General features: G+C 23.2%; 29 protein-coding genes and 1 pseudogene. 22 read left to right on the forward strand and 8 right to left on the reverse strand.

All coding sequences use genetic code 4. The features are described from left to right. Positions 1–162: 162 nt before the first annotated feature. The 5 genes from AAHM95_RS01245 to AAHM95_RS01265 form a co-directional block, all read right to left on the reverse strand. A complete protein-coding gene (locus AAHM95_RS01245) occupies positions 163–468 on the reverse strand; it encodes a BspA family leucine-rich repeat surface protein (protein ID WP_342273946.1) in 306 nt (101 codons plus the stop codon). Further along, a protein-coding gene (locus AAHM95_RS01250) for an IS3 family transposase (RefSeq protein ID WP_338975281.1) occupies positions 438–1555 on the reverse strand; the annotation gives its coding sequence in 2 pieces (ribosomal slippage) (positions 438–1285 and positions 1285–1555; 1119 coding nt in all). Before AAHM95_RS01250 ends, AAHM95_RS01245 begins: the two co-directional genes overlap by 31 nt. 22 nt (positions 1556–1577) lie before the next feature. Next, the gene (locus AAHM95_RS01255; protein WP_342273880.1) at positions 1578–2195 is read right to left on the reverse strand and encodes a BspA family leucine-rich repeat surface protein; all 618 of its coding nucleotides are present in this window, start codon (positions 2193–2195) and stop codon (positions 1578–1580) included. Between the two features lie 328 nt (positions 2196–2523). Next, positions 2524–2700 carry a BAR domain-containing protein gene (locus tag AAHM95_RS01260; RefSeq protein ID WP_342273881.1) on the reverse strand — a complete coding sequence of 59 codons (177 nt, stop codon included), beginning with the start codon at positions 2698–2700 and terminating at the stop codon, positions 2524–2526. Between the two features lie 251 nt (positions 2701–2951). Next, complete coding sequence (locus AAHM95_RS01265) at positions 2952–3920, reverse strand: SGNH/GDSL hydrolase family protein (protein WP_342273882.1); 969 nt, start codon at positions 3918–3920, stop codon at positions 2952–2954. Between the two features lie 327 nt (positions 3921–4247). Between AAHM95_RS01265 and rplM the strand changes: the two genes are divergently transcribed. The 3 genes from rplM (at position 4248) to AAHM95_RS01280 (ending at position 5892) form a co-directional block, all read left to right on the forward strand. Further along, positions 4248–4688 (forward strand): 50S ribosomal protein L13, encoded by a 441-nt coding sequence (gene rplM, locus AAHM95_RS01270; protein ID WP_342273883.1) that lies wholly within the window; start codon positions 4248–4250, stop codon positions 4686–4688. A gap of 6 nt (positions 4689–4694) precedes the next feature. After that, complete coding sequence (gene rpsI / locus AAHM95_RS01275) at positions 4695–5102, forward strand: 30S ribosomal protein S9 (RefSeq protein ID WP_281748548.1); 408 nt, start codon at positions 4695–4697, stop codon at positions 5100–5102. A 259-nt stretch (positions 5103–5361) separates the two neighbouring features. Beyond that, positions 5362–5892 carry a hypothetical protein gene (locus AAHM95_RS01280; RefSeq protein WP_342273884.1) on the forward strand — a complete coding sequence of 177 codons (531 nt, stop codon included), beginning with the start codon at positions 5362–5364 and terminating at the stop codon, positions 5890–5892. On the opposite strand, the pseudogene AAHM95_RS01285 reads toward AAHM95_RS01280, so the two are convergent. Beyond that, a pseudogene (locus tag AAHM95_RS01285) lies at positions 5879–6265 on the reverse strand (transposase); the annotation flags it as partial. The gene AAHM95_RS01280 and the pseudogene AAHM95_RS01285 overlap by 14 nt on opposite strands. A gap of 24 nt (positions 6266–6289) precedes the next feature. Here AAHM95_RS01285 and AAHM95_RS01290 point away from each other — a divergent pair. Beyond that, on the forward strand, positions 6290–6892 hold the full coding sequence (locus AAHM95_RS01290; protein WP_342273886.1) for a hypothetical protein: 603 nt from the start codon (positions 6290–6292) through the stop codon (positions 6890–6892). Between the two features lie 743 nt (positions 6893–7635). Here the strand turns inward: AAHM95_RS01290 and AAHM95_RS01295 are convergent. After that, the gene (locus tag AAHM95_RS01295; RefSeq protein ID WP_281748997.1) at positions 7636–7893 is read right to left on the reverse strand and encodes a hypothetical protein; all 258 of its coding nucleotides are present in this window, start codon (positions 7891–7893) and stop codon (positions 7636–7638) included. Positions 7894–8757: 864 nt separating this feature from the next. Here AAHM95_RS01295 and AAHM95_RS01300 point away from each other — a divergent pair. The 14 genes from AAHM95_RS01300 to AAHM95_RS01365 all read left to right on the forward strand — a co-directional run bounded on the left by AAHM95_RS01300 (position 8758) and on the right by AAHM95_RS01365 (position 14607). Next, positions 8758–9270, forward strand: coding sequence for a hypothetical protein (locus AAHM95_RS01300; RefSeq protein WP_342273887.1), 513 nt, complete (start codon positions 8758–8760; stop codon positions 9268–9270). Positions 9271–9478: 208 nt separating this feature from the next. Then, a complete protein-coding gene (locus AAHM95_RS01305; protein WP_338975224.1) occupies positions 9479–9640 on the forward strand; it encodes a hypothetical protein in 162 nt (53 codons plus the stop codon). Between the two features lie 8 nt (positions 9641–9648). After that, positions 9649–10122: a hypothetical protein gene (locus AAHM95_RS01310; RefSeq protein ID WP_338975223.1), complete on the forward strand. Its 474-nt coding sequence runs from the start codon at positions 9649–9651 to the stop codon at positions 10120–10122. Continuing rightward, positions 10076–10369, forward strand: a complete 294-nt coding sequence (locus tag AAHM95_RS01315; RefSeq protein WP_338975222.1) for a hypothetical protein — start codon at positions 10076–10078, stop codon at positions 10367–10369. The genes AAHM95_RS01310 and AAHM95_RS01315 overlap by 47 nt, the downstream gene beginning before the upstream one ends. A gap of 3 nt (positions 10370–10372) precedes the next feature. After that, positions 10373–10531, forward strand: coding sequence for a hypothetical protein (locus AAHM95_RS01320; RefSeq protein ID WP_174480528.1), 159 nt, complete (start codon positions 10373–10375; stop codon positions 10529–10531). 1 nt (position 10532) lies between these two features. Then, the gene (locus AAHM95_RS01325; protein ID WP_342273888.1) at positions 10533–10676 is read left to right on the forward strand and encodes a hypothetical protein; all 144 of its coding nucleotides are present in this window, start codon (positions 10533–10535) and stop codon (positions 10674–10676) included. Continuing rightward, positions 10663–10980, forward strand: a complete 318-nt coding sequence (locus AAHM95_RS01330; RefSeq protein WP_342273889.1) for a hypothetical protein — start codon at positions 10663–10665, stop codon at positions 10978–10980. Before AAHM95_RS01325 ends, AAHM95_RS01330 begins: the two co-directional genes overlap by 14 nt. Next, positions 10973–11248 (forward strand): hypothetical protein, encoded by a 276-nt coding sequence (locus AAHM95_RS01335; RefSeq protein WP_342273890.1) that lies wholly within the window; start codon positions 10973–10975, stop codon positions 11246–11248. The genes AAHM95_RS01330 and AAHM95_RS01335 overlap by 8 nt, the downstream gene beginning before the upstream one ends. Beyond that, positions 11217–11978: a hypothetical protein gene (locus tag AAHM95_RS01340; RefSeq protein ID WP_342273891.1), complete on the forward strand. Its 762-nt coding sequence runs from the start codon at positions 11217–11219 to the stop codon at positions 11976–11978. Before AAHM95_RS01335 ends, AAHM95_RS01340 begins: the two co-directional genes overlap by 32 nt. Before the next feature lie 16 nt (positions 11979–11994). Next, positions 11995–12153: a hypothetical protein gene (locus AAHM95_RS01345; RefSeq protein WP_174480523.1), complete on the forward strand. Its 159-nt coding sequence runs from the start codon at positions 11995–11997 to the stop codon at positions 12151–12153. 34 nt (positions 12154–12187) lie between these two features. Then, complete coding sequence (locus tag AAHM95_RS01350) at positions 12188–12376, forward strand: hypothetical protein (RefSeq protein ID WP_338975562.1); 189 nt, start codon at positions 12188–12190, stop codon at positions 12374–12376. A 13-nt stretch (positions 12377–12389) separates the two neighbouring features. Then, complete coding sequence (locus tag AAHM95_RS01355) at positions 12390–12767, forward strand: hypothetical protein (RefSeq protein WP_338975557.1); 378 nt, start codon at positions 12390–12392, stop codon at positions 12765–12767. A gap of 17 nt (positions 12768–12784) precedes the next feature. Then, the gene (locus AAHM95_RS01360) at positions 12785–13969 is read left to right on the forward strand and encodes a hypothetical protein (protein WP_342273892.1); all 1185 of its coding nucleotides are present in this window, start codon (positions 12785–12787) and stop codon (positions 13967–13969) included. Positions 13970–14094: 125 nt separating this feature from the next. Next, entirely contained in the window at positions 14095–14607 is a 513-nt protein-coding gene (locus tag AAHM95_RS01365) for a hypothetical protein (RefSeq protein ID WP_342273893.1), read from the forward strand. On the opposite strand, the gene AAHM95_RS01370 is transcribed toward AAHM95_RS01365, so the two are convergent. Next, positions 14594–15711 (reverse strand): IS3 family transposase gene (locus tag AAHM95_RS01370; protein WP_338975281.1). Its coding sequence is split into 2 segments (ribosomal slippage): positions 14594–15441 and positions 15441–15711, totalling 1119 coding nucleotides; the frame shifts between segments, so codons are not numbered across the junction. The genes AAHM95_RS01365 and AAHM95_RS01370 overlap by 14 nt on opposite strands. Positions 15712–15819: 108 nt before the next feature. Between AAHM95_RS01370 and AAHM95_RS01375 the strand changes: the two genes are divergently transcribed. The 4 genes from AAHM95_RS01375 to AAHM95_RS01390 all read left to right on the forward strand — a co-directional run bounded on the left by AAHM95_RS01375 (position 15820) and on the right by AAHM95_RS01390 (position 19899). Then, positions 15820–16545, forward strand: coding sequence for a hypothetical protein (locus tag AAHM95_RS01375; RefSeq protein ID WP_342273894.1), 726 nt, complete (start codon positions 15820–15822; stop codon positions 16543–16545). 22 nt (positions 16546–16567) lie between these two features. Then, a protein-coding gene (locus AAHM95_RS01380; protein ID WP_338975281.1) for an IS3 family transposase occupies positions 16568–17685 on the forward strand; the annotation gives its coding sequence in 2 pieces (ribosomal slippage) (positions 16568–16838 and positions 16838–17685; 1119 coding nt in all). A gap of 12 nt (positions 17686–17697) precedes the next feature. Further along, positions 17698–18144, forward strand: a complete 447-nt coding sequence (locus tag AAHM95_RS01385) for a hypothetical protein (protein ID WP_342273895.1) — start codon at positions 17698–17700, stop codon at positions 18142–18144. 3 nt (positions 18145–18147) lie between these two features. Then, on the forward strand, positions 18148–19899 hold the full coding sequence (locus AAHM95_RS01390; RefSeq protein WP_342273896.1) for a hypothetical protein: 1752 nt from the start codon (positions 18148–18150) through the stop codon (positions 19897–19899). Positions 19900–19925 lie beyond the last annotated feature (26 nt).

Below are 19925 nucleotides of genomic sequence, written 5' to 3' on the forward strand. Positions count from 1 at the left end.
ATACTTATTTGCTGCTTTCGTGAATGCTTGTTAATTATAGGATAAGTAATGTTATTTGTCAAATATTATTTTTACAATTAAATATCATTAAATTTTAGTTATTATTTTTTTTAAAAAATAATTTAAATTTATATAATAAAATTTAGGATTTAACTTAAAAAGTTAGTTATTGAATTTTGGCATTTTTTTGATATCAGTTACTCCTGAATTCCAGAAAAAATCAATATATTCTATTACTTTTTCTACTTTTCAAACCGAAAGATCTTGATTAAATTTTTTTGCATCATAGAACATAAAATTCATATCTTTTACATTAGAAGTATCTCAATCTGAAAGATCTTGATTAAATTTTTCGGCACCAGCAAACATACTACGCATGTCTATTACTTTTTCTACATTTCATTTTGAAAGATCTGGAATGGCAACCCTTTTTAGGACTATTTTTTGGTAGACATTTGTTTTTGATAACTAATTGGAGTTAGGTAGTTTAGAGTACTGTGAATTCTTATGTTGTTATATCAATTGATGTAATCAAATAATTCTAATTTTAATTGGATTAATGATGTAAAATTTTTATCATTAATAAATTCAATTTTGAAAGTTTTAAAAGTTGCTTCAGCAACAGCATTGTCATAAGGACATCCTTTTTTGCTTAAAGATCGAGTTATGTTGAAAGCTAATAAAAGTTTATCAATAGTTTTATTATTGAATTCATTACCGCGATCAGTATGAAATATTTCAATATCTTTTAAACAGTGATTTGATTGCATAAATGCTTGATATACTAATGATGCATCTTTTTTAACTCCAACACTATGTCCAATAATTTCGCGGTTAAATAGGTCGATTAATAGGCAAATATAGTTTCATTTACCATTAACTTGAACATAAGTTAAATCACTAACAATAACTTCATTTTTAATTCTATTATTAAAGTTTCTATTAACAAGATTGGTTATTTGACTATCATTGACTTTATTATGATAATTTTTGAATGATAATTTAGTGTATTTTGATATTAAATTATGCTTATTCATAATTTCTTTAATTTTTCTGCGTGATAAATAAATTTCTTGGTTTGCTAGTATGACTTTTAATCTTCTAGTACCATAAACTTCTTTATTTTCTTTAAAAGCACTAATAACAGCTTGTTCATAAATATTATTTTGAATTTTATTTTTTTTCTTTAAATTAAAATAATATGTTGATTTAGAGAGTTTTAAAAAATGACACATTGTGCGAATTTTATATTTAGATTTATTATTTGCAATAATCTCTACTTTCTGCCTATTATTAGTGCTGCTTGCTTTAAAATATCAATTTCCATTCGTAACTGTTTTAATTCTTTATTTGCTTGAATTAATTGTTTTTCTAAATCTGAAAGATTATCTTTAGTTTTAAAACTACCTGAATTAGTAAATTGCTTAATTCAATTGTAAGTAGCTGCTCTTGTAACATTGTATTCTTTAACAAGGCAAGATACTGATTTGCCACTTTGATATAAAGCTACTATTTGTTTTTTAAATTCATCTGAATATGAGTTAATAGTGACCATAATTATAATTCCTTTCTTTTAACTAATTTGTTCACTTGTCTATGTAATTAGTGTCCAATAAAGTGTAACCCATCCAATCTTTATCAAATTCAAGAGCATTACAAAACATGTAACTCATATCTGTTACTTTAGAAGTATTTCATTTTGAAATATTTCCATTAAAGTATTTTGCATAGTAAAACATGTAACTAATATTTGTTATATTAGAAGTATTTCAGTTTGAAAGATCTTGATTGAATTTTGAAGCACCACCAAACATATTATGCATAGTTGTTACATTTGAAACATTTCATTTTGAAATATTTTGATTGAATGATTGTGTAAGAGAAAACATTGATGTCATATTTGTCACTTTTGAAGTGTCTCAGTTTGAAATGTCTTGGTTGAATTTTGAGGTACCAGAAAACATTTCTTGCAATGATGTTATTTCTGATGGTAGTTTGTCAGGTACTTTTTCAATTAATCTTGGCATTTTAACAACTTGAATTTCTCCAATTTTATTTTCATAAAATCCAATTTGAACAATTTCAGTAGTTTTTATATCTGATAAGTCTATTTTACTAGTTGTTTGCTCTTCTCCATTACTATCAACGTAAATTGTATTTTGTAGTATTTTATATGTTTTTAATAATGTTCTCATTAATAAAACCCCCCTTTTTATTACTTTTAATATTTTTTAGATAAATATAATTGATAGACTTATTATTTTAAACTTATATTTATGAATTTATATAGTTTTTTATTATTATCTTAAGATTTATTTAAAAATATTTACTTTTAATTTATAATAATATTTTTATTTAAGTTCATAATTATGATATTAAAGATAAGCAATATAGTTTTGATAAATCTTAATTAAAGTTTATATGTGAAAAAATTAATATACAATAAAAAATATTTAATGTTAATTATTATGAGTAAACTTGATTAAAATTTTTTAATTATTTATTTTTAATACCATTTTTTATTTATTGACTAAAAACACCCATACTATCATTTTTATCTCATGAACCAATTCTATTTGTAACAAGCCTTATTCCTTGATCTTCTGGTAGTCTTTTAAAAAAATTATTTATTTCTTGAAAATGATCAATAATAACTTTTATTGTTGTATAAATATCATCTTGACTTATACTACCAGCCAATCCAGTATCGTCTTCTTTTGCAAATTTATTGATAATTTTAAAAAATAATTGTTTAAAATTTTCTTGTTTTTCAGTATTATAGATATTTTGGATATGTAAAAAGTTATCATAACTAATTTTTACTTTTATTCAATCATGTGCAGCAGGACGATAATCTACTTCAAATAGATTTTTATTATTAAATTTGTATAAAAATTTGTATAAATCATTAGCAATTTGTTCTTGAACTCATTTTGTTGGATGAAATTGATCTAAAAAAAGTAATTATCAATATTTTGTGAGTTTGCACCAGAAACATATTGAGGTTGTAATATTCCATTTTTTCTAAGAGTATTTATATCAATTTTAGTAGCATTTGAATCTTGGTATTGACTTCCTCTATTTTTGAATTGTTCAAATAGTTTATTAAATTTTGAAAAAACATTATACTCTTTAATATTTGTTTTTTCAAAGTTTTTATTTGCTTTTTTAATTTCTTCAGTTAATTTTAAGTTAAATTTATTTACAAGATTTGTCATTGGTTGTTGATTAATAGTTTCTTTATAGTTAGGAATTAATCCCATATCAGCAATATTTGTTATAACTATTTTTTTAATATTTTTATTAATTAATTCTGTTAAATTTTCATCAAGTTTATTAATAATTTTATTAATAGCATTATCAATATCAGTAATGTTATGATCAATTATTCACATTAAATCATTAGTTCCAATGTTTATAAAAACTAAATCATCATTATAAAAATCACTATGTTGTTTTATTAATGATTTTATTTGCTCATCAAGTGAAAATTTATTTAAAAATAAACCTTCAAGACCATAAACTTTTTCTATAAATGTTCCACCAACAGCGTAGTTAGTACCTATTTGTGAAAAATGTTGACCATTTAATGCTATAAAGTCTCATCCAGTTGTAACTTTTTGTTTTAATTTTTTACTAATTAATTCGGTTGCAACAGGGCCATTACATCAAGATCGATTTTGATAATAAGGAGGTTTTAATTGTACATCATGAGATTTCATAAGTTCCTCTGGGAGGGAAATATTTTGAAAAAATTGACTTCCTGCACCAACCAATGCTCCTACATCTGATAAACTGTCTCCTAAAGTATAAAAATTATTTTGAAAATTACTTGTATTATGATTTGCATTACTTAATGTTGAGATTATGTTTGTCATTAATAAAGAACATGTTGTCATTAGTTTTATTAAATTTTTCATAGTTATTTATTCTCCTTTTAATTTATTTTTAGTTTTTAATTTATTGTTTAAATAATGATATATTTTGGTATATATTTTTTAATTTAAGTTTATAATTGAAAAAAATAATATATAATAAAAAAATGTTTAATGTAATTATTTTTAAAAAATAAATATTTTTATAAGAGTTAGTTATAACTTTTAATTATTTATTTTGTAATCGATAATTTTGTGTAAAAATAATTATTAAATCTTTGATAATACTTGTTTTTTTAAATAAGTTTCTATATAATTATTAATGCTTTAAGCAATGTAGTCCCGGTAAAATTACACTGTAAGGAGAAAAAAATGCGTCAAACAACAATGAATTTCAGTAACATTGAAAAAAAGTGATATGTTATTGATGCCAGTGGTTTAATTTTAGGACGTTTTGCAACTAAAGTTGCAATGATATTGCGTGGTAAAAATAAACCTTCATTTACACCACATTTAGATTGTGGAGATTATATCATTATTATTAATGCAAACAAAATTAAATTAACAGGTAATAAATTACAAGATAAGAAGTATTATAACCATTCACAATATCCTGGTGGATTACGTGTACGTAATGTACAAAGTATGATTGCTAAAGATGCTTCTGAATTAGTAGAGATAGCGATTAAAGGTATGCTACCAAATACTACCTTAGGTCGTAAGCAATTTACACATCTTCATGTTTATAACCATGATCAACATCAACATCAAGCCCAAAACCCCGAAGTTTTAATATTAGGCCAAGAGGAGTAGACTTTTATGACAACATCTAATAAACCCGTAACTTATTCAAGTTCAGGCGGACGTAAAACGTCAACTGCCCGTGTTCATTTAAAAAATACTGGTCAATCAAAAATATTAATTAATGGTTTTGAGCCTTTAAAATATTTAGAACAAGAAATCTTAGTTCAAGATATGTTATTACCTTTAAAAGTAACTAATACGTTAGAAAACTTTGAAATTAATATCAAAGTTGAAGGTGGCGGAAGAACTGGTCAAGCTGGTGCAGCACGTTTAGCTTTATCTAATGTTTTAGTTAAGGTGTCAGAAGATTATCGAACATTATTAAGACAATTTGGATTATTAACTCGTGATGCACGTAAGAAAGAACGTAAAAAATATGGTTTAAAAGCAGCCAGAAAAGCACCACAATTTTCAAAACGTTAATATAATAAAAAAAGAGTCTGAGACTCTTTTTTTATTATTTTTATAGTATTACTAGAATTTTATATATTATTTTTGCTTATAATTTATTTTTTTATTTAAATAACTTTCTTTTTTTAATTTGTATTTCTTTAGATAAATTGGAGGTGTTTTTATTATAAACACTATATATGTGTAAAATAAGCATATCAATAATTTGTTTTAAGAATAATGTAAAATTAATTTACAAAAATTTAATAAAATTAAGGAGAGATTTTAATTTATGCCAAAAGAAATTAGAAGAAAAAGAAAAGTTATTGTAGGAATGGTTGGTGGGACAGTTTTGGCTGGTGGATTAATCGGGGGTATTATAGCAATTTCTGAAATATTAGTTCAAAATGAGGGGGTATATCAAGAAAAATTAAATATTTTTAATTGACCTGAATCTTATGGTGCAATATCAACTTTATTAAATATAAAAAATGATTTATATGTCGGAACTAGTAATGGTGTATATAAAATTAAAGATAATGCAAGTAATACAAAAGATAAAATAATAACACCAATTACTGGTATTAATGGTTATATTTCTAGTTTAGTTGTTACTAATGATGGAACTGTTTATGTAGCAACTTTTGCTAATGGACTTTTTAGATATTCTCCTAAACAAAATATTTTGACACAAATATCAGAAATAATAGGAGAAGTTTATAGTTTAGTAGTTATGGGCAATAATGTATATGTTGGAACAAGAACTTCTGATTGTTATGGTAAGTTTGGAATGGCAACCCTTTTTAGGACTATTTTTTGGTAGACATTTGTTTTTGATAACTAATTGGAGTTAGGTAGTTTAGAGTACTGTGAATTCTTATGTTGTTATATCAATTGATGTAATCAAATAATTCTAATTTTAATTGGATTAATGATGTAAAATTTTTATCATTAATAAATTCAATTTTGAAAGTTTTAAAAGTTGCTTCAGCAACAGCATTGTCATAAGGACATCCTTTTTTGCTTAAAGATCGAGTTATGTTGAAAGCTAATAAAAGTTTATCAATAGTTTTATTATTGAATTCATTACCGCGATCAGTATGAAATATTTCAATATCTTTTAAACAGTGATTTGATTGCATAAATGCTTGATATACTAATGATGCATCTTTTTTAACTCCAACACTATGTCCAATAAAGTGTAACCCATCCAGTTATTTATGATTGAATCTAATAGAAAAGTATCAGAAATTAAGGATTGAATTGAAACATATGGTGAAGTTAGAAGTTTAGCGGTTATTGATAATGATTTGTATATTGGTACTAAAACTGGTACATATACTGGAAATTTATTAATATTTAAACCTAATGGAATATTAGAATTGTTAAAAAAATGAAATCAAAATAATGGTGAAGTTTGGAGTTTAATAGTTTTTGGTAATAATTTATATATTGGAAGTAGAAATCAACTATATGAAAGTAGACTATTTAAACTTTCTCTTAAAGGAGAAAAAATAACAGAAACTATTGGTTGAAAAAATAATAAAAATTATGGTGAGATTTGAAGTTTAGCTGTTGTTAATAATGATTTATATGTTGGAAGTAGAGTTCAAGTTATTGATAATAAATTTTTTAAAGGTGGATTATATAAGTCATCTGATGGTGGTATTACTTTTACTGAAGTATTTGGTTGAAATAAAGATTATGGTGTTGTAGTGAGTTTATTACCTGTAGATAATAATTTATATATTGGAAGCAAAAATTATAATGATAAAACTAATCAAAATTATCAAGGGAAGTTATTTTTTAAAAGAATAAAATAAAATTATTAAAAAAATAAAAAACATTATAATAAAAATATTATAATGTTTATAGAATATTTAGTTAAAATAAACCTTAGCAAAATTAAGTTTCATTTTTAAAATATTAATAAGATAAAGTATATTAATAAAAATTAATGAACATAGTAATTATTAATTATTTCACAATTTTCGATTGCATCTCAAAAATTATTATTTTTTTCTCTTATTTTAAAAACAAAAATAATTACTATGAATAGAAATACTATATATAGTAAGATTGGAGTGATAATTATACAAAAAATAACTCCAATTTGTAATTGAATTCAAGGATAGTAATTATCAGGAAAATGACTTAAATTACAGAAAGAACTTGCTGAAGTGCTAATAGTATAACTTAAACCAAAATGTTTTAACATTGTATATCCATCTTTAAAATTTGAATGGCATTGTTCATTATTATTGAATTTAAAATAAAAGTTACTAAATCAAATTAAGTATAGACCAGTAATTATAATTAAAACCGTGATTGCAAATAATATTATAGTTGTTAACTGTAATATTTTAACTTTTTTCATTTTGATACCTCTTTAAATATAAAAAAAACATTTTTAGATAATAAAAATAATAAGTTAAAAACTATATTATTTTATGTAAAAATGATAACAAATTTATATTGTTTTTACAATTATTGATTGTATAAGCAAAGTTTTAATTAATTATATAAATGAATAATATTAAGAAAATATTTGAATATTTTCTTAATATTATTTTGATTTATTAATTTGATTCAATATTCTACTTGCATCTAAATTAAATGGTATTACAATAATTTCATAGTGAATAATTTCGCGATTAGGGTATCCAAATTTTGTTACTATTTCTTTAAAACTTAGATGAAATAGTGTTGCTAATTCTAATGTTTCAAATGCTTTATATTTTATGTCATCACTTTGATTTGTTTTATATTTTAATAAATAAATTTCTTTGAGTTTTATTTTCATTTCATTTTTATTGCCATTCATTTTTTTACCTCTCAAACTTATATAATTTAACAAGTAAATTATATATAAATTATATCATTTTACTTAATTCATATTTAGTATTTTTTATTAAAAAATTTGGGAGCGTGTCGAAGATGTCGATAACTAAAAAGTTTTAAAAATAGCTCCTTTCTTTTTTAAACCCTTGAATTAAAAATAAATGACAAAAGACGAGAATAAAATTCTTGTCTTTTTTTTGTAATTGTAAAATTTTAAAATTTTTATTATTAACATCCTTTAAATATCTACTACACGCAGTGACCAAGTAGGAGAAAGTTAATAATTAATAATCTTCTTTAACGCTATTATCAACACGTGTTAGGGAACTAAAAAAGTGAACTACAACACAGTTGTTAAAAATAGTAGCTAGAACATGTGGACTTGCATGGATAAATAAAAAGTGGAGTGATACCTAATAAAATATACTAACCATTTAATGGTAATTCTTGGGGTGGGAGCGAATTGGAAACTAGTATATATAGACCTGTTGTAGGGACCTATTGTATTAATTCTATTCTTTATTTAACCAACCTTGCCACTCCCCAGTGAGCAAGTGTTGGTTTTATTTTTTATTTTTTTTGAAAAATTTTTTTGGGCGAGAAAATAAATTTCAAACTTGTAAAAAAAATTGAGCGGTGCCGGTTCAATTAAAATATTAATTTATTAAACATAAATTAAATAAATATTGAATCGAATGCCTCAATGTTTTTTAAAATTTCACAATTTATTTTTGAGCCCAGAATTTCTGGAATGAATAAAACTAATAATAGTATTATTAATAATTTAAAAATCAAAATATATGTCCTTTATGCTAGAAGCAACAGGACATATTAGGAAAGGATTATTATGCAAATAGAATTTAAAAAAGAACAAATTGTTAAAGATAAACCACAATCTATTCTTATTGATTATGTTGAATATAAATTATCACTTCCAAAATGAATGATTAAAAATAATTCTTTTATTGTTGATAATAATTACACATATTGGGTTTTTAATTCTGAAAATATTAAAAGAGAATTAAATGGTCATGAATTAACAAAATTATTAGAACCATATATTTCTGAACAGAAAATAACTGTTAATAAACCAGAAACACCCAAAGAATATTATCTTAATGATATAAAACTTGAACCATTAACATTTTATGAACAGCATAATAGTTGATTTATTGGTGAAATAACTGATAGTAAAACAAAGATTACTAATCCTTGTTTTAAATATAATGTTACATGAGAAGAAAACAGAAAAGGTTTTAAACTAAATAATCCATATAACCATAATGATTTGTCAATTAATTATATAGTCACTTCTTATAAACATATTTCAACTCATAATGAAAAGATATTTTATTTATAAAGAAAAAAACTATGAATAATAAAAATAAAAAATGTGAATTAAGAGTTTGTATGGATAAAGTTTGAAAAGAATGTATTAATAATTCTACTAAAACTATTAAATATAAAAATTGACCAATACCTTATTTAATATGTGACAGTTGTTATAACAAAATACCTAAATACCTTAAACAAACAGCAAAAATAATTGAAAAGGGATGATTTACATAATGGAAAAAAAGATTATTGAATATAAAGTAGGATTAATCAAACAAATTGATAGTTTACAAAAAAATAATTTAGTTTGTGGACATAAAGAGTTTATCGAAGAATGTAAATATTGCTGAAGTAATTGTGATTTAGAAATTATTAAAACAATTGTTAGAGGTTAATTTGATTAATGCAATATGACTTAATTATTGGAATTGACCCTGCTGGTATTGGTAGTAATGGAATTATTATATACTCAAATGAAACTAATAATATTGTTTTTAATGAAACATTTAAAACTAAAACAGTTTTAAAAAGCAAAAATCTATTTAAAGAATACTTTTTATTAATTAAAAAACATTTTGATAATAAAAAAATATTAGTTATTGTAGAAAATTTCTTTTTAAATTCAAAACAATTATTAACAAATCCATTAGCAACTCCTAAAATTATTGGTGCTTTAATAGTATTAGCAGAAGATGTTATGAATTGAGATTATTTAGAAAGTGAACCAAAAAATAAAAACAAAATAGAAAATTATAAAGGAAATATAAAATTAACAAAACATGAACAAGATGCATATAAGCATATTAAATATTATTTAAGGAATTATAAAAATGAAAGAGAAAGCCAATTATGTCAAATTAACAGTAAAACTGAGTAACACTATTGAAACAAAATATTACGAAAAAGGTAATAAAGAATTATATTATAGTGTTCGAGGTCAATGAAATGGATTAAACTATGTTACTTTAATTTTTAACAACCCAAAATTTTATAGACGCTGTATTTTATTAAACAAAAACGATGAAATTATTGTAACTGGTCAAATTTTTAACACTTTAAATATTCCTAAAAATCGTGCATTTTGTTCAATAAATGTTAAATGATTTAAAAAATGAAAAGAGTAAAAAATGATATTATGAAAAATTTTATTAATAGTACCAATATTAATAACAAGCATAACACTAATAATATTTTTAATATTTATTAGTAAAGAATTAAAAAATGAATATAAAGTATTAAAAATATTAAGTGAAATTGCTAATCAAATTGAAAATAAGGAGAAATAATATGAAATATGAAGATAAATGTTCTATGTGCAATAAAGTAAAAGAAAACTTTTTATCCAATACCTGTAATAGTTGTTGATTAGAATCAGTTAATAAATGAAATAGAAGAAGTTGAAGAAATTTAGGAGACATTGATAATCAATAAAGAAAATATACCATGTTGTTTTAGTGAAGTTAATGAACTTGGTAAACATATAACAAATTGTAATAATTTACCAACAAAATTAGATAAAGATAATGTTCAAGTAAGATATTTTTGTGATAAACATATGATAAAAGTTGAAAATATAAGAAGAAAAATTGTCCAAAAATATATTAATGAATATAAAGAAAAATTAATTTTAGATATCGATGAAATTATAAATGATAAAAATCCACATAGAACTTATACAGAATATGTCTTTTCTTTAAAAGAAAGAATTGAAAATGGAGAATTTGATAATGATTAAATTAAAAGATTTATTTGGTGAAGATAAAATAGAAATATTTTCACCAAATCCCAAAGATTTAACAGATAGTAATGATATAAAAGCATTGATTTTATGAAAATATCCCAATGTCATTGCTAAATATTTAATTGTTTCTCAACCACATGCTAATACTGCAATTTTAGTTGGAGATAACTTTAATTATCAAGGTTGAATAGAAGTTTTTATTAAACAGAAAGTAGAAGGAGTAGAAGAAAATGCCAAATGACATAACTGTACAATCAAGTAATTACACTTTATTAAAATTAATAAGAACTGGAGCAAGTCCATTATTTGGTATGATAGGAACTTCTGCATACTATGGTCAACTTATTGGTAATCCAATATTAGGTAGTATAAATGCTTTATTATTTTCTAAAAAATTAGGAATTGATATATGAAATTTAAATCAAATGCCAAATTTAAAAAGTAAACTATTAAATTCAAGTAAAAAAATAGCATTAGGATTAGGAACAATTGGTTTAGCAAATTATAGTAAATTTACTGAAACAATAAATCCTATCACCCCAACTACAACCACTACAGAAACTCCGCCATGACCAGCATTAACATTATCAGTAACTAACAATAATGTTAATGACCAATCTTTAATGGATTGAGATACTTATATATCTTTAAATTCATATGGTATTGCAAATTTGGTTGCTGGAATTACAGAATTAATACCAAGTAAATTTGAAACTATACGTAAAATAGCAAATATGGCAACTGGTGGTTGTTTGATTAGTAGTGGTGTTGCTATGGGTATTAATAATGATTTTATGAATGCTTATGCAGTTCCGACTATTATTGCTGGTGCATCTGAAATTATCCATAATTTACTACCAATGGAAACAACTAATCATGTTGAAGAAATGCAAGAAACAACATTTACTAGTGAAAATGCAAGATTAATTAATGATGTTGTAGATAGAATATCACCAGTATATAGACCAACTACATATTATGACAGTTTATAAAGGAGGTGAGTAATTTATGAATAAAGAAAAATTAATTGAATATTATAATCACGAAATAAAAATACATAAAGAAAGGATGGAACAATTAAATAAAGAAATTTCTTTATTAGTAACTATTATAAGTAATTATCAGTCAATGGTTGAAAGAATTAATGGTGGTCAATTTGACGAATAATTAAAAAATAAATAATTGAAAGGAAAATATTGAAATGAAAGAATTATTGCATGAATTAATCATTATTGGAACAAGTGTAGGAACATTAATTTGCAGAGAATTAATTGTTTGATTTAAACGATTTATTACAACTCCAAAACATGTTCGAGCAAATAATAAAGTAATAAAACATCAAAAAAAATTAGCAAAATTAAATGAAAAAATTAATAAAGAAAATAAATAAAGGTGTAATGTAAATGTTAGAAAATGAAACTAATGTTCAAGAAACAACTGAACCTTTAACTGAAAATAATGATTTGCAAAAAGAACAAGAAACTAAGATTGTTGAATTAGAAAATAAGTTAAATAAACTTAATGAAGAAATTAAAGAAAAAGAAATGCTTAATATATTTAAAAAATATCAAGTTAAAAAAGAATTTTATGATTTTTTAAAATTTAAAACAAGTAATATAGAAAATTCAAAAGTAGAAGACACTATTAAAAAAATGATTAAAGAACAACCAGTATTTAAAGAACCAATTAATACAGGTGGTAAACAAGAAACAATATTAACAAATCAATCGAATTCAATAAAAAGTAGTTTATTGGATTATAAAAAGAAAAATAATTTATAACAGAAAGGAAAATAAAAATGGCAATTAATATTCAAACAAACTTAAATAATACAGAAAAACTAGTTGAAGCACCAGAATTTATTGAATTTTTCAAACAATCAAATAGTCCATGAGCAAACTTTTTTCCTATTGAAATAGTTAATTCTACTAAAATAGAATTTATTATTAAAGTTCCAAAAGACCCATCAATTAAAGTTATTGCATGAAATGATAAAAGTCAAAGAATAGATGTAACTTATGCACAAACTGATACTATTCCAAAAATAATTGAAAAATTATATGTTGCTGGTGAAACTATTGCAGCAATTGACTTAAATGCTGAAAATGGACAAAATTTATTAGAAAGTATGCAATATGAAGTCGCTAATGATTTAGCAGATAAATTAGCAACTGATGATATACAAGTAATTAGCGATAACGGAACTAAAGTAATAATTAGTGACACATCACCAACAGGGCATATACAGGCAATGTTATCTGCTTGAAATACTTTATTTCAATTAAGAAATAGTGCAAATTGTCGTTTCTTTATTACAAATAATCTTTATGATACTATTGTTTATTTGGCTAATAATAAAGGTTTAATTACAGATAACCAAATTGCTCAACAACTAAGATTAAATGGTAATGATTTATATATAAAAGGTGTATTATGTCAAATTGTAATGGATGATTATATGACATTTACTGATAGTGAAAATAAAAAACAAATTATACCTTTTATTTTAGCAACATCAAGAGCAATGAAAAGATATATGTTACAACAAACAATTGTTTATGTTCAAGAAATTGCTGATGGCAAACTTGGTAGAGCATATAAAGTTGGTGGTGAAGTACTAGGTCAATTAATTCCTTATATGTCAAAAAAAGAAACAACATCACGTTGAATGCTATGTGGAATTATTACTAAAACAGATTTAAGTAGTAAACTTACAATTTTAACAACTGATATTACTGCTAATACGAATAGAAAAAATCAATTACTAGATACAGCAATAAAAAATGCAAGAGAAATTACTGGTTTGAATCCAGCATTAGATTTAGTACATGCAAATATTAAATATTTTAGTGATGCACAAGGCAAAACTGATGTAAGTAATCAAAATCAAAAAGCAGGAGATTTATATGTAATTATTACTGCAGATATTAATGATGCAAATTATCAAGGTTCAACAAATCCTATAAAAATAACTCTTAAATAATAAGGACATTAATTATACCTATTGGTACAGCAAATACAGCCACACTCTTAAAAATAAATAAACCCAAACATACTAGAATTAGTCAACAACAAGAACATAAAAGTTTATGATGAGAAATTTTAGAAATGATTGGTGTACAAGTTATAGCAGTAGCACTTGCTCCTTTTACTGGTGGTTTAAGTGAAGATTTAGCACTTGGATTAGGTGCAAGTGATTTAATTGCTAGTATTAGTGCTATTGGTGTAGAATTTTTAACTGATTTTACTATTAATCAAGTTTATGATTATTTAAAAGGAAATGTAACACCATTAAATACTTTTTTTAATATATTACCAGCATTTGCTGGACTTAATAAAATTAGTCGTGGTTATCGTACAACTAAATTTATTAAGTTAGCACAAAAAACTAAAACATTAGAACAAGTTGGTATTAAAGAAGCAAAAAACTTACAAGAAATTATTAGTCAAGTAAGTGGAAAAGAAATTTTAACAGATAAAATTATTGGTAATAAACGTTATTTAATGAAGTATAGTTTTACTCCTAATCGTGAAACAGTATTACGAGATTTAGGATATGTTGCTGAAAGACAATATAAGAATAATGGAATGGCAACCCTTTTTAGGACTATTTTTTGGTAGACATTTGTTTTTGATAACTAATTGGAGTTAGGTAGTTTAGAGTACTGTGAATTCTTATGTTGTTATATCAATTGATGTAATCAAATAATTCTAATTTTAATTGGATTAATGATGTAAAATTTTTATCATTAATAAATTCAATTTTGAAAGTTTTAAAAGTTGCTTCAGCAACAGCATTGTCATAAGGACATCCTTTTTTGCTTAAAGATCGAGTTATGTTGAAAGCTAATAAAAGTTTATCAATAGTTTTATTATTGAATTCATTACCGCGATCAGTATGAAATATTTCAATATCTTTTAAACAGTGATTTGATTGCATAAATGCTTGATATACTAATGATGCATCTTTTTTAACTCCAACACTATGTCCAATAATTTCGCGGTTAAATAGGTCGATTAATAGGCAAATATAGTTTCATTTACCATTAACTTGAACATAAGTTAAATCACTAACAATAACTTCATTTTTAATTCTATTATTAAAGTTTCTATTAACAAGATTGGTTATTTGACTATCATTGACTTTATTATGATAATTTTTGAATGATAATTTAGTGTATTTTGATATTAAATTATGCTTATTCATAATTTCTTTAATTTTTCTGCGTGATAAATAAATTTCTTGGTTTGCTAGTATGACTTTTAATCTTCTAGTACCATAAACTTCTTTATTTTCTTTAAAAGCACTAATAACAGCTTGTTCATAAATATTATTTTGAATTTTATTTTTTTTCTTTAAATTAAAATAATATGTTGATTTAGAGAGTTTTAAAAAATGACACATTGTGCGAATTTTATATTTAGATTTATTATTTGCAATAATCTCTACTTTCTGCCTATTATTAGTGCTGCTTGCTTTAAAATATCAATTTCCATTCGTAACTGTTTTAATTCTTTATTTGCTTGAATTAATTGTTTTTCTAAATCTGAAAGATTATCTTTAGTTTTAAAACTACCTGAATTAGTAAATTGCTTAATTCAATTGTAAGTAGCTGCTCTTGTAACATTGTATTCTTTAACAAGGCAAGATACTGATTTGCCACTTTGATATAAAGCTACTATTTGTTTTTTAAATTCATCTGAATATGAGTTAATAGTGACCATAATTATAATTCCTTTCTTTTAACTAATTTGTTCACTTGTCTATGTAATTAGTGTCCAATAAAGTGTAACCCATCCAATAATTTTCAAAAACTAGAAACAGAAAAATTAATGGAACACTTATTATTACAAAATACATTAATAAAATTAAGTCCACAATTAACTCCTAAATTTAAAATTAAAGATATTGAAAAAGCAAATAACTTTTTAAAAAAATTTAATACTGATTTAAAAGAAGTATTAAAAATGAATCAACATGATTGATTAAATTTAGTTCATACAATACATACAGAAAATAGATATGGAAAAACTTTAATTTTAGATTTACAAAAAATTCGTGCTAATGCTATTAAATTTAATTTTAAAAATAATGTTATTCATCAACTTGTTTTAAAAGCAAATCAAACTTTTAAATATTTTGATATTAGATTTTATTTAAAAAAAGGTTTAAATAAATTTTGAAAAGATACACCATATTTTGAAAAAATACGAGAAAGTATATATAAATTACAAGAAAAATTTGAAAAGTTAGAAAAACAAGTATTTGAAAAAATTCAGAAATTAAAAGAAAAAGCAACTGATTTATTTACTAGTGCAGAAAAAAGAGCAATTAAACACGCACAATTAATTCCATTAAATTCACCAGTATTTATGGGTTGTAAAATTCAACCTTTGTCATTAGATAAATGTGCAATTACTATTTATCATCGCAATCCTAAATATAAACCAATTACAGTTGTTGATAGTATTCTTAAAGCAAAAACTTTTGTTACTCAAATACATTGGATGGGTTACACTTTATTGGACACTAATTACATAGACAAGTGAACAAATTAGTTAAAAGAAAGGAATTATAATTATGGTCACTATTAACTCATATTCAGATGAATTTAAAAAACAAATAGTAGCTTTATATCAAAGTGGCAAATCAGTATCTTGCCTTGTTAAAGAATACAATGTTACAAGAGCAGCTACTTACAATTGAATTAAGCAATTTACTAATTCAGGTAGTTTTAAAACTAAAGATAATCTTTCAGATTTAGAAAAACAATTAATTCAAGCAAATAAAGAATTAAAACAGTTACGAATGGAAATTGATATTTTAAAGCAAGCAGCACTAATAATAGGCAGAAAGTAGAGATTATTGCAAATAATAAATCTAAATATAAAATTCGCACAATGTGTCATTTTTTAAAACTCTCTAAATCAACATATTATTTTAATTTAAAGAAAAAAAATAAAATTCAAAATAATATTTATGAACAAGCTGTTATTAGTGCTTTTAAAGAAAATAAAGAAGTTTATGGTACTAGAAGATTAAAAGTCATACTAGCAAACCAAGAAATTTATTTATCACGCAGAAAAATTAAAGAAATTATGAATAAGCATAATTTAATATCAAAATACACTAAATTATCATTCAAAAATTATCATAATAAAGTCAATGATAGTCAAATAACCAATCTTGTTAATAGAAACTTTAATAATAGAATTAAAAATGAAGTTATTGTTAGTGATTTAACTTATGTTCAAGTTAATGGTAAATGAAACTATATTTGCCTATTAATCGACCTATTTAACCGCGAAATTATTGGACATAGTGTTGGAGTTAAAAAAGATGCATCATTAGTATATCAAGCATTTATGCAATCAAATCACTGTTTAAAAGATATTGAAATATTTCATACTGATCGCGGTAATGAATTCAATAATAAAACTATTGATAAACTTTTATTAGCTTTCAACATAACTCGATCTTTAAGCAAAAAAGGATGTCCTTATGACAATGCTGTTGCTGAAGCAACTTTTAAAACTTTCAAAATTGAATTTATTAATGATAAAAATTTTACATCATTAATCCAATTAAAATTAGAATTATTTGATTACATCAATTGATATAACAACATAAGAATTCACAGTACTCTAAACTACCTAACTCCAATTAGTTATCAAAAACAAATGTCTACCAAAAAATAGTCCTAAAAAGGGTTGCCATTCCAACATCCATTCCATTGATATCGTTGATATAGTGGTTGATACATTGGTTATGGAGTTAATCAAAATAAATGATTAAAAGCAATAGCATTTGCTCCACCAGTGGTGCAACAAGTAATTAGAGATAGTTTTAAAGTATATAGAGAAATATTTAGAACTATTAGAACTTATCATAAAGTAGTAAATGTTATTAATAATCCTATTGAAAATATTAACAAATCATTTAAAAATGTTGGTTTAAAATTTAGTGTTAATACTTTATTTGGTACTGGATTATTACATCATTTAGAAAAGTTTGCATATAGTCAAGTTGTAACAAAAAGTAAGAAAAAAATAAAAAAAGGTAAAAATAAAATACAAAAAGAAATTGAACATATAACACATAAAAAAACAAAAAAACATACTCATCATTATAAACAAGCATTTTTTAAGGAATGATAAATTATGATTAATAAACTTTGAACTGATGTCAGTCTTGAAAATTATAATAACTGATATCCATTAACTGGAAAAATTACAGAAACTCCACAACAATATATACAAACATGACCAAATATTAATGATTGATTTATAACTTTTGCTATTCGCGCGCAAAATGATATTAATGCTTATCTTGATTTTATTTTATCTAAATTTCCTTTTGATAGTTTTAAAGATGAATTAATTAAAGAAACATTAAGAGATATGGTTTATGTTATGGTTGAACATTGAGTATTTAATCGTACACCAATTGAATTTAATGTTGATGCTACTATTCAATTTAATAATGGTAATCAATTTAGTGCAAATAGTACTCCTACAATTAATGTTTGAGATTTAGCACCTAGTAGAATGAAAATATGAGCAAGATTAACAGAATTAAAACAAATATTTTCAAGTTATAATAATGATGAAATAGATGTTGAAAAAATTGACTTAAAAGCATTTTATACTAGAAATCAAGTTGATGAATTAATTAAAGAACAAAAAGAATTTACATTATTAAAACAAATTAAATTATATGATGATTTAGTTGATGATAATGAAAATGAAATATATAGAGGTCCTGTTAGTAAATTTGTTAATAAAGGTTATATTGCAACTGGTTATGATAAAGAAACTGAAACAATGATTTTAGATTGACCAGATGAAATTGGAACATTACCACCAGAAGCATTACAAAATAATCCGCAAATTGGTGATTTTACTCATTCACCAACTTGTGATTTTTCTGCTAAACAACAAAAACGAATTACTACTAATGAAAATGAAATTACCAAATTAAATAGTGAATTAACTAAAACAAATGAAAACATTGATGATATCAAAAATAATTGATTTAATATTGAAACTAGTCCTTTATGAAAAAAAGTTGAAAATAATAATATAGAAATGTTGAAATGATATTTTATTAAAATCAGTTATCACTATTCAACAGAAAATAACTTTATGAAATTTTATAAAATAATTAAAATTTATTTAAATAATATTTTTCATGAATTTGAATTGTTAAATGTTGATTTCATGACTTATAAAGAACAAATACAAAATAAAAATATTTTAAATATTGGAACTATTTACTATGACAATAGAAATAAAAAATTTAGTGGTGGAGGTAATTCCTATCCTGAACGTGGAAAAATTAATTTAATTGGTGATATACAAGAAATATATCAATATCAAGGAATAGATACACCAACTGAATTTATAACAGAAGAAAGTACTGAACATGATTATTACACAAAACTAGAAACTAATAATTTATTAGATAAAAAGCAAAATATCAATGATGATGCTTTACAAACAGTTTCTAAACAAATCGTTCCTACAATTAATGAAATCAATAATAAAATTCCTAATTTATCTGATTATTATAAAAAAGAAGAAGTAGATAAAAAATTAGAAGATGTAAAATCACAATTTCCTATTGCATTTCAAATAAATGCTATTAGTGCAGAAATTCCTAATTTAGAAACTACTGATAAAACTATTGCCGGTGCTATTAATGAATTAAAAGAAAAAATAAAAGATAAAAAATTTTCAAATGATTATTTTAAATATAAAACTGAAACAAATGAAATTGCATTAAATGATGAAGAAAATTCATTACTTTGTAAAGATTTATTAGAAAATAATGAATATAAATTATTAAAAACTCAAAATAAAAAATTATTACAAGCAATTAATGAAAGGGAGAATGTCAAAAATCCGGAATAAATTAAATCGTTATAGTCTTATTATTA

This window comes from Spiroplasma endosymbiont of Phycita roborella (assembly GCF_964031195.1).
GTDB lineage: Bacteria > Bacillota_I > Bacilli_A > Mycoplasmatales > VBWQ01 > Spiroplasma_E > Spiroplasma_E ixodetis_A.